Raw genomic sequence first — 12808 nt, forward strand, 5'->3', positions numbered from 1 at the left:
GTGATGCTCCCATCCACCCTCGCAGCTCTCACGCACACCGCCGTGGGCGGTGCAGGCGTAACCGCTGCCCACGGGCCTGCCGCTTTGGCCTGGCTGCTGATCGCTGTCCCGGCACTCTCCGCCGCCATCCTGCTCCTGGCCGGACGCCGCAGCGACGCCTGGGGACACTGGCTTGGTCTGGCCGCCGCCGTCTTCTCCGCCGGGCTTGGCCTGGTCATCATCGGCCAAGCCCTGAGCCTGCCCGCAGACCAGCGGGTAATGGAACTCGGCCTATGGCGCTGGTTCTCCGCCGGTGACCTGAAGGTTGACCTCGGCCTACGCCTAGACCCGCTGTCACTGACCTTCGTGGGCCTGGTGACCTTCGTGGGCTCCTTGATCCACCTCTACTCCGTGGCCTACATGTCCCACGACCGGGACCGCCGTCGCTTCTTCGCCTACCTAAACCTCTTCGTAGCCGCGATGCTCACCTTGGTGCTGGGCTCCTCCTACATTGCAGTTTTTGTTGGCTGGGAGGGCGTGGGTCTGGCCTCCTACCTGCTCATTGGCTTCTGGAACACCGCCGACGCCGACGCCCCACAACGCGAGCAGGTAACCAGTCGGGAGAATGCGGCCGCCGCCAAGAAGGCCTTCCTAATGAACCGCGTGGGAGACCTGGGCCTGCTAGCCGCCATGATGGCCATGGTCTCCCAGGTACACTCGGTGGCCTTCACCAGCGTGCTGCCCTCCGCCACCACCGGTGTGCTCAGTCCCGCCTGGGCTACCGCCATCGGCTTCTGCCTGCTGCTGGCTGCCTGCGGTAAATCCGCCCAGTTCCCGCTGCAGGCCTGGCTGGGTGACGCCATGGCCGGTCCAACCCCCGTGTCCGCCCTGATTCACGCAGCCACCATGGTCACCGCCGGCGTCTACCTGATGGTCCGCTCCGGCGCGATTTTCCAAGCTGCGCCTTCCGCCCAGCTCGCCGTCGCCATCATTGGTGCCATCACCCTGCTGTTCGGGGCCATCATTGGTGCCGCCAAAGACGATATGAAGAAGGTCCTGGCGGCCTCCACCATGAGCCAGATCGGCTACATGATGCTAGGCGCCGGCCTAGGCCCCATCGGCTACGCCTTCGCGATCTTCCACCTGCTGACCCACGGTTTCTTCAAAGCCCAACTGTTCCTGGGTGCGGGCTCCGTCATGCACGCCATGAGCGACCAGGTGGATATGCGCCGCTTCGGTGGCCTGTCCAAGGTTATGAAAACCACCTGGATCACCATGGGCATTGGCTGGCTGGCGATCCTGGGCATCCCGCCCTTCTCCGGCTTCTGGTCCAAAGACAAGATCATTGAGGCGGCCTTCGTTGGTGAGGGCGCTAAGCCTTGGATCTTGGGTTCGATTGCCCTGTTTGGTGCGGGTCTGACTGCTTTCTACATGTCTCGCCTGTTCTTCATGATCTTCCATGGTGAGTCCCGCTGGACCACTAAGGACGACGTCGAAGGCGAGGTCCACCCCCACGAATCCGGTTGGATGATGACGGCGCCGCTAGTGGTCCTGTCCGTTTTCTCCGTGGCCCTGGGTGGCCTGCTGTCCATCGGCAATGGCTTTGCCCACTGGCTTGAACCGGTCACCGGGCACGCCGAGCACGGCGAGCCGGTTCTGCCGGTGCCGGTGCTGATGGCCGCCACTTTGGGGCTGGTCGTCGTCGGCGTGCTGGCGGCCTACGTCATGTACGTGCGCCGCCCAGTTCCCACCGTTCTTCAGCCCGCCAATGCCCTGGTCAAGGCGGCCCGTAAGGACCTCTACCAGGACACCATCAACGAGGGCCTGGTCATGCACCCGGGTGCCGGGATTGTTTGGGCCACCACGGCCGCTGACGAGCTGGGCATTGATACCACCGTCGAGGGATTGGGGTCCGGGACCGCCGCCCTGGGGCAGCTCGTGCGGCGCACTGAGTCCGGATACGTCCGCTCCTACGCTGGCTACATGCTCGGTGGCACTGTCCTGGCCCTTGTCGCCGTCCTGGCCACCAGGCTCTGAGAGGTATGCAGTCGATGAATGCACACATTCTGACCATCATGGCGGTTATCCCTCTGATCGGGGCCGCAGTGGTCCCGTGGTTGCGCAGCTTTGCGCGGGAAACCGGCCTGGCCTTCTCTCTGGTGATCCTGTCCCTGGGCATCTGGGCGCTGGTCGCCTTTGATATGAGCCAGGGAGGCAAGGTTCAGCTGCTGGAGTCCTACCAGTGGATCCCGCGCTTGGGCGTCACCTGGACCTTGGGCGTCAATGCGCTGGGCTTGGCCATGCTGCTGCTGGCCGTGTTCTTGGTGCCTCTAGTCCTGCTGGCTTCCTGGGGGGAGATTCCGGCTGAGCGCCAGGGCAGTTTCACGGCGCTCGTGCTCTCACTTGAGGCCTTTATGGTCGTCATCTTCACCGCCCGGGATATCTTCCTGTTCTACATCTGCTTTGAGGCGATGCTGATCCCGGTGTACTTCCTCATCGGGCACTTCGGGGGGCCGTTGCGCCAACGTGCCGCCTTGAAGTTCCTGCTGTACTCCCTGGCTGGCGGTCTGGTCATGCTGGTGGGTGTGGTGGCGCTGCCGGTGTTCGGCACCAACGGTTCCTTCACCTACGTGGTGGATGCCCTGGCTGGCAATGTGACCGCCTCCACGGGGGCGGCGCGCTGGATGTTCATCAGCTTCATGGTGGCCTTCGCCATCAAAGCTCCTATGTTCCCGGTGCATACCTGGCTGCCTGACACTGCTGAGCAGGCCACCCCCGGCACCTCCGTGCTGCTGATTGGGGTGCTGGATAAGATCGGCACCTACGGCATGATTACCCTGTGCCTGCCCCTGTTCCCGGAGGCTGCGCGCTGGGCGGCTCCGGTGGTGCTGCTGCTGGCGGCAATCTCGATTGTTTGGGGTGCGCTGCTGGCTATCGGCCAGGACGACCTGTATCGGATGATCTCTTTCACCTCGATCAGCCACTTTGGCTTCATCGTCATGGGGATCTTCATTGGTTCCCAGGTGGCTGCCACCGGCGCCATGCTCTACATGGTGGCCCACGGCCTATCTATCGCGGGCCTATACCTGGCGGTCGGCTTCCTGGGCCGCCGCACTGGCACCATTCGGATCAGCGAGCTTGGTGGCCTGGCGCGGGTGGCGCCTGTGCTTGCTGGCACTTTCTTGATCTCTGGTTTGGCCTCTATCGCCCTGCCGGGCCTGTCCGGCTTTGTGCCCGAGTGGATGGTCTTAACCGGCACCTTCTCCCGCTCCATCGCCCTGGGGGTGGCTGGACTGGCTGGTGTGGTGCTCGCCGCCGTCTACATCCTCCTGCCCTATCAACGGGTCTTCACCGGTGCCCCGGCAGCCGTACACGCAGGCCTGTCTGATCTGGATTTGCGCGAGAAAGTGGTGCTTACCCCGGTGATCGCCGCCATGTTCGTCCTTGGCCTGGCCCCCTTCCTGTTGACCGATGGCTTAACCCCCGTCTCTGAGCAGGTCTCTGAGCAGGTGACGGTTGCTACCACCGTGCCGACCCAGGCCGCAGCCGTTCCCGCCAGCCCGCTCACCGCCTCTGAAGGGAGCAACAAGTGAGCACCTTCACCGCTCCGTCAATCGCCTGGTCCGCGCTGATTCCAGTCCTGATCGTGGCTGGCGCCGCGCTGCTCGGCGTGCTCGTCGAGGCCCTGGCCCCGCGCTCAATCCGGCCTGTCACTCAGCTGGTGCTCTCCGTGCTGGCTGTGCTGGGGGCCGCCGTCGCCCTCGGCAGTCGCTGGGTCCAGGTCAACTCCGGCTCAGTCGGCACCATTACCGGTGGGCTGTCTGAGGACACCTTTGCGGTGGGCGCGCAGGCAATCATCCTGGTCATCGGCTTCCTGTCCCTGCTGGTGATGGGGGATCGCACCAGCGCCAACGACGGCGCTTTCGCCGCCCAGGCTGCAGACCGCCCAGGTTCTGCCGAGGAGACCGAGTCTCTGCACGCAGGCTGGACCACCTCCGAGGTCTACCCGCTGACCCTGTTCTCCCTGGCCGGCATGATGCTGTTCCCCATGGCGAACGACTTCATCTCCCTGTTCGTCACCCTGGAACTGGTGTCTTTGCCGCTGTATGTGCTGGCCGCTACCGCCCGCCACCGGCGGCTCCTGTCCCAGGAGGCTGCACTCAAGTACTTCGTGCTGGGGTCCTTCGCCTCCGCCTTCCTGCTCATGGGTGCCGCACTTCTGTACGGCTTCTCCGGACGGATCACCTATGCCGGTGTGGCCACCGCCATCAACTCCTCCCAGTCTGCTGGCGGCGACTGGCTGGTGCTGGCGGGGGTGGTTTTGGTGACCGTCGGCCTGCTGTTCAAGGTGGCGGCTGCCCCCTTCCACGCTTGGAGCCCAGACGTCTACCAGGGCGCTCCCACGCCCATCACCGGTTTCATGGCGGCAGGAGTTAAAGCTGCGGCCTTCTTGGCCCTGGTGCGCTTCTACTACCTGGTGGCCGGTAGTTTCGGCTGGGATCTGGCACCCTTCCTGTGGACCGTAATCCTGTTGACGATGGTTGTGGGCACGGTGGTCGGCATCGTGCAGATGGACATCAAGCGCATGCTGGCCTACTCCGCCATCGCCCACGCTGGCTTCATGCTGATTGGCCTGATTGGCTTCAACCGGCTGGGTGTGCTTTCCATTCTGTTTTACTCACTGGTCTACGGCGTAGCTACGGTCGGGGCTTTTGGCATTGTCTCCCTGGTGCGTGTAAGTCACGCGGGCACCCCCGGAGCAGAAGCGACCGAGCTGGCCGCCTGGCAGGGCCTGGGCCGCCGCAGCCCGCTGCTGGCCGCCGCGATGGGTGTGTTCCTGCTGTCCTTTGCTGGTATCCCGCTGACTGCCGGTTTCGTCGCCAAGTTCCAGGTCTTTGTGGCTGGCGCTCAGGGCGGTGCGATCCTCCTGGTGGTTGCCGCCGTGCTCTCCTCCGCCGCCACGGCCTTCTTCTACATCCGCCTGATGGTGCTGATGTTCTTCCGCGAGCCGCAGGAGGAGTCCGGCGTCGTCGTCACTTCTGATGGCACGGCTGCGGCAGCAATCCTGATTGCCGTGTGCGTCACCCTGGTGCTTGGTGTGCTGCCGGGGCCGCTGCTAGAGGTCCTCACCAGGGCCGCTATGCTCATCCCGTGATCGGATCATTACCGCTTGAAGTCCCTGATCTCGAGGGTCGGATCGCTCCGGCCCTCGAGGCCGTTGAGGCCCGGTTGATGGAGGTCGTCTCCCGTGCGGACGAGGTGATCAACGCCCCCACCTCCCACCTGGCCGCAGCCGGAGGTAAGCGTCTGCGTCCCGCCTTGGCGCTGCTCACAGCCCAGCTGGGCGACCCCGAGCTGGCAACCGGTGCGGCGGTGCGTGACGCGGGCGTCACGGTGGAGCTGACGCATATCGCCACCCTCTACCACGACGACGTGATGGACGATGCCCCACTGCGGCGCGGGGCGCCCAGCGCGCAGACCGTGTGGGGGAACTCCGCAGCGATTCTCACCGGGGACCTGCTGCTGTCCCGCGCCTCCCAGATGGTGGCCGCCCTGGGGCAGCAGGCCGTGCTGGCCCACGCCCGCACCTTTGAACGCCTGTGCACGGGCCAGCTCCACGAGACCCTGCCGCGACCCGCGGGCACCGACCCGGTGGAGCATTACCTCCAGGTGCTGGCTGACAAGACCGGTTCCCTGATCGCGGTAGCGGCCCGCTACGGCGCCATGCTGACCAATGCGGGCGCGCAGACCGAAGCGATTGTGGAGGAGTTCGGGGAGCGGATCGGCGTGGCCTTCCAACTGGCCGACGACGTAATCGACCTCACCTCGGATTCAGCCACCACCGGCAAGACCCCGGGCACGGACCTGCGCGAGGGCGTGGACACCATGCCGGTGCTGCTGCTGCGGCGAGCTCTGGCCGCTGGCACCCTGGACTCGGCAGGCCAGTCGATTCTCTCAACGATTTCTACTGAGGATCTTAGTGACGACGCCGTGCTGGCCACGGTGGTCTCGCGGCTCCGTGAGCACCCGGTGCTGGAGCGCACCCGAGAGATGGCCTTCGCTTGGGCGCGGGAGGCCGTGGATGCGCTGGAAGGGCTGGAGGAGGCGGTGGCCGCCGGGACCACAGAGCGTTTGGACGCTACCGGGGTGCTGGACGAGGCTTCGCGGCAGTCGGCGCTGGAGGACGCCGCAGCCCGCACCGCCGTCGTGAGGGAGGGGCTGGAGAAACTGGCCTGCCTGTTGGTGGACCGCACCGCCTAAAAGCTCAGCGGCGCCAGGGGGCAGCCGGTCAACAGCCGGGCGCTTTTCCTCCGTAGACTGGCGCCAGGCTGCCTAGCCTTACCCAACCGCACTTCGAGTCAGGAACTTTGAGAACAGTGAGCACGCGTCCGCTTTCCGTCGCCGTCATCGGAGCCGGGCCCGCCGGTATCTACGCCTCCGACATCCTGTCTAAGTCTGGGCTCGACGTGAGTATTGACTTGTTCGAGCAGCTGCCTGCCCCCTATGGGTTGGTGCGCTACGGCGTCGCCCCCGATCACCCGCGCATTAAGCAGATTATTGTGGCCCTCTACAAAATCCTGCAGCGCGGTGACATCCGCCTGATCGGCAACGTTGAGGTGGGCCGTGACGTGAGCATCGCTGAGCTGCGTGAGCACTACGACGCCATCGTGCTGTCCACCGGTGCGGACACGGACGCCCCCCTGGATATCCCCGGTGTGGAGGCTCCCGAATGCTACGGCGGTGCTGACTTTGTCTCCTGGTACGACGGTCACCCCGACCATCCGCGCACCTGGCCCCTGGAGGCCAAAGAGGTGGCGGTGATCGGTGTGGGCAATGTGGGCCTAGACATTGCCCGTGTGCTGGCTAAGCACGCCAAAGATCTCCTGGTCACCGAGGTGCCGCAGAACGTGGCGGAGCAGTTGGCCGCCTCCCCGGTCACTGACGTGCACGTCTTCGGTCGCCGTGGCCCCGCCCAGGTCAAGTTCACCCCTTTGGAGCTGCGTGAGCTCGGCAAGCAGCCTGACGTGGACGTGACGGTGGACGAGGAGGACTTCGAATACGACGAGGGCTCCCAGGCCGCCCTGGCCGCCTCCAACCAGCAGCGCCAAGTGGTTAAGGCCCTGGAGGGCTACGCCATGCAGGATCCGGAGGACCTCACCGCCTCCCACACCATCCACATTCACCTGTTCCAGGCGCCGGTAGAGGTCCTCACTGACGCGGCGGGGCACGTCACCGGCCTGCGCACCGAACGCACCTCCCTGAGCGGTGACGGCAGCGTGCATGGCACCGGCGTCTTCACCGACTGGCCCTGCCAGGCTGTCTACCGTGCGGTCGGCTATGCCTCCAGCCCCATTGAAGGACTGCCCTTTGACGCGGAGCGCCACGTGCTGCCCAATGAGGGGGGCCGGGTGCTGGGGGAGGACGGCACCCCTATCACCGGCGTCTACGCCACCGGTTGGGTGCGTCGTGGCCCCGTGGGCCTGATCGGCTCCACCAAGTCTGATGCCCAGGAGACCATCGGCAACCTGGTGGCTGATGCCCAAGCTGGCCTGCTGCACGCCAGCACCGACGATGCTGCCCAGGTGGGTCACGACGCCATGCTGGCGCTGCTGACCCAGCGGAAGGTCCCCTTCACCACTTGGGAGGGCTGGGAGCTGCTGGACGCCTACGAGCGCGAGCTCGGGGAGGAGTACGGGGAGGTTGAGGTGACCGGTGGGGCCATGAAGCCGCGCGAGCGCGTCAAGGTGGTTTCCCGCAGTGCCATGACTTCCATCTCTCGGGGGCTGGGTGCGCCTGCAGATTTGATTGGCCAGCCCGACGCCGATCGGGTCCCCGCGCGCGTCGCCCACCGCCTAGCTGACTGAGGATGTCTCCGGGCCGGGGCCTATGCGGGTTCCAGTCCTATTTTTCTTCCGATCAGTGCTGAAAGCGCCGTGGTAAAGTTATTCAGGCGGCTGTTCAGGGATAAATTCGGGGTGCGTTTAGGCATACGGACTAGGTCAACGATACTGGGAGGTGCTGTGCAGATGGCAGGAATGAGACTGGCACAGATTCAGTTGAATAGTTTCAAGTCCTTCCGTGACGCGATTCTTCCGCTTGGTCCGTTAACGATCCTGACCGGGAGAAACTCCAGCGGCAAGTCCAATGCTATAGATGCTATAGCTGTTCTGTCCTGCCTGGTTACTTCGGGTTCTTTGAGTGATGCTCTCGAGGGGACTGTTGGCCGTCTGGCTCCGGTTCGTGGAGGAGCTAAGGGCTGCGCCCCCTCTGGCGAGGACTCCTTTAGTCTCGGTTGCGTAATTGAGGATGAGGCGAAGGGTTTTTATCTGATCTATGAGGTTGAGGTGGCGGTTAATCCGGTGCTTCGCATTAAATCAGAGTCGCTTCATGAAGCTCCTGGGTCTGGTAGCAAAGGCAACGATAAGGTCTGGTTCAAAGTTTGCGGTGGCGAGGGCGGGAGCCTCGATGTTGAGTACAGAAATGGTGCTCAGGAAAAGAAACCCCACATTAAGGTTCGTGATGACCGGACTGTGCTAGGACAGCTGAAGAGTAGGCTCATTACCAGCAACGAGACGCTGCAAGAGCTTATCCTGCACACAGAGGCGGTTATAGGCGTCCTCTCGGCGTCATTCTACGTGGACCCCGTGCCCCAGCAGATGCGCCACTACGTTCCGAAGCGGGCGGAGCCGCTGAGGCGCAATGGGGACAATCTGTCTGCCGTGCTTTTCGGGTATCGGCAGGAGGATCCCCAGGGGTTCAAGGAACTGGAGAACCTGGTCAAGGAGATCGCTGGTTGCCCGGTGGACTCGTTGGGCTTCTCGATGACGGATAACGACGAGGTCATGATTGCCTTGGAAGGCGGTAAGAGAGGGCGGACTACGGCTTCGCTGATGAGCGACGGCTTGTTGCGTTTCATGACCGTGGCGACGGCCCTCAAGACGGCAGCTGGAGCGGCGGGGCAGCGCCCAGGACTTGACGAGGGGACCGTCTATTGTCGGCTCGTCACGATTGAGGAAATTGAAAATGGTCTACATCCTTCACACGCGGACAGGCTCCTTGGGCTGATTAGGCAGGCGGCTAAGCAACCTGATGTCTCGGTACTTATCACCACCCATAGTCCCGCACTCCTCGACGCACTGCGCGGAGAAGGTTTGCGAAGCGTATATGTGTGCCATGACAGCACCATCACCCCATTGGTCGAGATGCCTGACTATGCGGCTGCTATGGCCCAAGGCACGCTGGGGCGGGTTGTCACACAAGGTCGGCTGCTCTCCGATGAGGGCGAACAGGATCGCGATTTCTCGAAGTTTTATGCGCTTCTAGGAGTGGGTGCATGACGCGGGTCTGGTTCATTGATACCTCAGTACTGGACCATGTACTCCCGGTTCCAGGGAAGTCTAAAACCGATTCTGCAGCGCAGAAAAGCGTGAAGCTCGGGCTAAAAGAGCGTGTTGAGAACGGCAATGAGATGATTCTGCCGATCACCGCTGTCGTCGAGACCGGTAACCATATCTGTCAGCTAAGTGATGGTCGGTTGAGACGGCAAGCTGCTGAGCGTTTTGCTGAACTGCTGAATATGGTTATTCAGCAAGAATCTCCTTGGGTGCTGGACGAGGCGCAGTGGGATGAACGCTTCCTCAGACAGTTCCTCGAAGGCGGAAGCACTGGGACCACCTGGGTGGAGTTGGCCACTGCCGGAAAGAGCGGCCTAGGCGGAGGCGATCTCACTATAGTGGTGGAAAGAGACCAGTACTGCGAGCGCACCGCTCTTGCGGCGGAGGACGTGAAAATCTGGACCCTAGACCAAGGTTTTCAGGCGCGTATCGCTTGATGCGGGCGGCGCTTCCCGTACTCAACCTGCATCTTCTTGCCCGCGGATGGGCCTTCGGGCGGATGCGCCGCGAGCTCCAGGGGCCTATGTTCGAAGGATGCCAGCGTCCTCCCCTGAGGACGGAGACTTCGAGGAAAGCAGAACCATGCGTATTGGTGTACCCACAGAGGTAAAAGACAATGAGGCCCGAGTGGCGCTGACCCCCGCAGGGGCCTACGCCCTCAGTCAACGCGGCCACGAGGTCACCATCCAAAAGGGTGCAGGTCTGGGCGCAGGGATTTCAGACGCCGAGTATCAGTCCGCCGGCGCCACCACCACCGACGACGTCGCCGCGCTATGGGCCCAGGCCGAGCTGATCCTCAAGGTTAAAGAACCCGTTCCTAGCGAGTTTCCGCTGCTGCGGCCCGGCCTGGTCCTCTTCACTTATCTGCACCTGGCTGCGGACCGTGCCCTCACGGAGCGGCTCCTAGAGGCGCAAGTAACCTCCATCGCCTACGAGACTGTGTCCACCGACGCCGGTGTGCTGCCGCTGCTGGCCCCCATGTCGGAGATTGCGGGCCGCTTGGCCACCCAGATCGGCGCCGACTGCCTGCTGCGTCCGCACGGTGGTGCCGGTGTGCTGCTGGGCGGGGCTGCCGGGGTGCGGCGTGGGAACGTGATTGTGCTCGGAGGTGGGACCGCAGGCTTTAGTGCCGCCCGCGTCGCCGCTGGGATGGGTGCGGAAGTCACCGTCATGGACATCAATCCCGTGCGGATGCGCCAAATTGACGAGCTCAGCGGCGGGAGCATCCGCACCCGCTTCTCCACTGGTTTAGACGTAGCTGAGGCCTGCGCGCAGGCGGATTTGGTGGTCGGCGCAGTCCTGGTGCCCGGGGCCCGCACCCCCAAATTGGTCACCCACGAAATGCTTGAATCCATGCGGCCAGGCAGCGTCCTGGTGGATATTGCTATCGACCAGGGTGGCTGCTTTGAAGACTCGCATGTGACCACGCATTCCCAACCGACCTACGACGTCGACGGCAAGCTCTTCTACTGCGTCGGCAATATGCCAGGGGCGGTGCCCTATACCTCCACTTATGCCCTGACTAACGCCACCTTGCCCTACGCCGTCGAGATTGCGGAGCGTGGTTGGCGCAGGGCCTGTCAGCTGCGCGCCGACCTGGCCCGGGGACTGTCCACCCATGCCGGTGAGCTTTTTACTGCCGGTGTGGGGCAGGCCCTCGATTTGTCGGTCGCGGACCCTGCCGCCCTGTTGGCCTGAGCCCGCAAGTTAACTGGCTTTAGGTGGACCCGCCGCCGCGCCCTTCGCAACGCTGGGGTGGGCCCACCTCCGTCTGCTGCCCGCCCGCAGTGCTGCCCTGCGGGTGCGGTCACCAGGCGACGCTCTCTCAGCTCTCGCACAGCCCGAAGGCTTACCCTGGTGGCGTGACAAAGCACCACAACGGATTGAAGACAGCAGCCCTGCTGGGCGGCATGTGGGGCCTGCTCGTGCTCCTGGGGTACCTGCTGGCTCAAGGCACTGGATCGTCGATCTGGCTGTTTATTGCGCCAATTATCGGCCTGGCCCAGACCGCCTACTCTTACTGGAACTCCGACAAGCTGGCCGTGCGCTCCATGGGAGCGGTGGAGGTCACTGAGGAGGAAGAGCCAGTCATGTATGCGGTGGTGCGTGAGCTTTCCCAGACTGCCGGACAGCCCATGCCGCGCCTGTATGTGGCCCCCACCATTAGCCCTAATGCTTTTGCTACTGGCCGTGACCCGCAGCATGCTGCCGTGTGCTGTACCCAGGGCATCCTGCAGCTCCTCAACGACCGTGAGCTGCGCGGAGTGCTGGGTCATGAACTCTCCCACGTCTACAACCGAGACATCCTCACCGGCTCCATCGCCGCTGGGATTGCCGGGGTGATCTCCTCCGTATGTTCCATGGTGCTGTGGTTCGGGGGCGGGCGGGACCGCCGGGAGGCTGGCAACACAATCGTGCTGGTGTTGGTGGCCATGCTGGCGCCCTTGGCAGCCATGATCACCCAGATGGCAGTGTCTCGCACCCGTGAGTTCGACGCCGACCACGACGGCGCCGTGCTCACCAACGACCCCCTGGCCTTGGCTTCCGCTCTGCGCAAGCTAGATGGGGGAGTGGCGCGGGCGCCCTTGGCTCAAGACCCACGAGTGGAACCGTTGTCCGCCATGATGATTGCCAATCCCTTCGGGCGGGTGCGCAACCTTTTTGCCACGCACCCGCCTATGGATCAACGCATCGCTCGCCTGGAGGAGATGGCCGGGTACTGAGAGGCCGACGCTCAGGCGGGTGTGCTCAGGGCCGCGGCACCGAAGGACACACTGAAGTCCTCACACCACAGGACCACGGATTGCCACTGGCTCAAATCGGTGCCCGCCGGCAGGTTGTAGAGCTGGTTGCCTAGGTTGCCTTTGATTGGAGCTACGTCCAGGTGCGCGTGGTCTTTGGCGGTGAACCAGCCTGCGGTGCCCTCGATCACCGGCCCGGCGCTGAGCCATACGCGCACATCGGGGCCGTTGGAAGTGGACAGGTTGGCTAGGGCCAGCTGGAGGGTCCCGTCCGGCTGCCGGTAGATGCTGGCGGTGCCGGTGGTGGTGTGCTCGTGGGAGGTGAAGGTACCGCTGGACACCAGCTGCGGCCCGGCAGGAGTGGTTGGGGCGGTGGTGGCTGATTCCGTGCTGTTGGGGGCAGGCTCAGCTGAGGCACTCGCCTGGCTTTGTGGCGTGCTCGGCGCCGGGGCAACCGGAACGGGCAGAGCATCGTTGACCGTGGTGTCCACAAACAGCAGCCAGGGTTTGAACACAGCCATGGCAGCTACCAACACCACCAGGGTGACGGTAGCAACAGCGGCGGTGGCCTTGCGGTGGGCACGGATAAAACTACGTAATTTAGTCAGCATGGACTAAAGTTTAAGTGATTCTCATCCGTGTTAGTTATGGGATGTCGCACAGCTCCGCTGGATTATGAGCCGACGCCGGGGC

10 protein-coding genes are annotated in these 12808 nt (G+C 63.8%); 9 read left to right on the forward strand and 1 reads right to left on the reverse strand.

What is annotated here, in order from left to right:
* The first annotated feature begins 3 nt into the window (after positions 1-3).
* From nuoL to htpX, 9 genes are all read left to right on the forward strand, one after another.
* On the forward strand, positions 4-2016 hold the full coding sequence (gene nuoL, locus DR039_RS04495; RefSeq protein ID WP_111836212.1) for an NADH-quinone oxidoreductase subunit L: 2013 nt from the start codon (positions 4-6) through the stop codon (positions 2014-2016).
* A gap of 5 nt (positions 2017-2021) precedes the next feature.
* On the forward strand, positions 2022-3572 hold the full coding sequence (locus DR039_RS04500; RefSeq protein ID WP_111836213.1) for an NADH-quinone oxidoreductase subunit M: 1551 nt from the start codon (positions 2022-2024) through the stop codon (positions 3570-3572).
* Positions 3569-5134 (forward strand): NADH-quinone oxidoreductase subunit NuoN, encoded by a 1566-nt coding sequence (gene nuoN / locus DR039_RS04505; RefSeq protein ID WP_111836214.1) that lies wholly within the window; start codon positions 3569-3571, stop codon positions 5132-5134. Before DR039_RS04500 ends, nuoN begins: the two co-directional genes overlap by 4 nt.
* On the forward strand, positions 5131-6240 hold the full coding sequence (locus tag DR039_RS04510; RefSeq protein WP_111836215.1) for a polyprenyl synthetase family protein: 1110 nt from the start codon (positions 5131-5133) through the stop codon (positions 6238-6240). The genes nuoN and DR039_RS04510 overlap by 4 nt, the downstream gene beginning before the upstream one ends.
* Positions 6241-6356: 116 nt before the next feature.
* A complete protein-coding gene (locus DR039_RS04515; RefSeq protein WP_111836216.1) occupies positions 6357-7844 on the forward strand; it encodes an FAD-dependent oxidoreductase in 1488 nt (495 codons plus the stop codon).
* Between the two features lie 171 nt (positions 7845-8015).
* Positions 8016-9317: an AAA family ATPase gene (locus DR039_RS04520; protein WP_170166846.1), complete on the forward strand. Its 1302-nt coding sequence runs from the start codon at positions 8016-8018 to the stop codon at positions 9315-9317.
* Positions 9314-9811, forward strand: coding sequence for a hypothetical protein (locus tag DR039_RS04525; protein WP_111836218.1), 498 nt, complete (start codon positions 9314-9316; stop codon positions 9809-9811). Before DR039_RS04520 ends, DR039_RS04525 begins: the two co-directional genes overlap by 4 nt.
* A gap of 97 nt (positions 9812-9908) precedes the next feature.
* Entirely contained in the window at positions 9909-11072 is a 1164-nt protein-coding gene (gene ald, locus DR039_RS04530; RefSeq protein ID WP_229116798.1) for an alanine dehydrogenase, read from the forward strand.
* Positions 11073-11236: 164 nt separating this feature from the next.
* Positions 11237-12097: a zinc metalloprotease HtpX gene (gene htpX, locus DR039_RS04535; protein ID WP_111836220.1), complete on the forward strand. Its 861-nt coding sequence runs from the start codon at positions 11237-11239 to the stop codon at positions 12095-12097.
* 11 nt (positions 12098-12108) lie between these two features.
* Here htpX and DR039_RS04540 read toward each other — a convergent pair whose 3' ends face one another.
* Positions 12109-12726 carry a DM13 domain-containing protein gene (locus tag DR039_RS04540; RefSeq protein WP_111836221.1) on the reverse strand — a complete coding sequence of 206 codons (618 nt, stop codon included), beginning with the start codon at positions 12724-12726 and terminating at the stop codon, positions 12109-12111.
* Positions 12727-12808: the final 82 nt, after the last annotated feature.

It is taken from the genome of Actinomyces bovis (assembly GCF_900444995.1).
In the GTDB taxonomy this organism is placed as follows: domain Bacteria; phylum Actinomycetota; class Actinomycetes; order Actinomycetales; family Actinomycetaceae; genus Actinomyces; species Actinomyces bovis.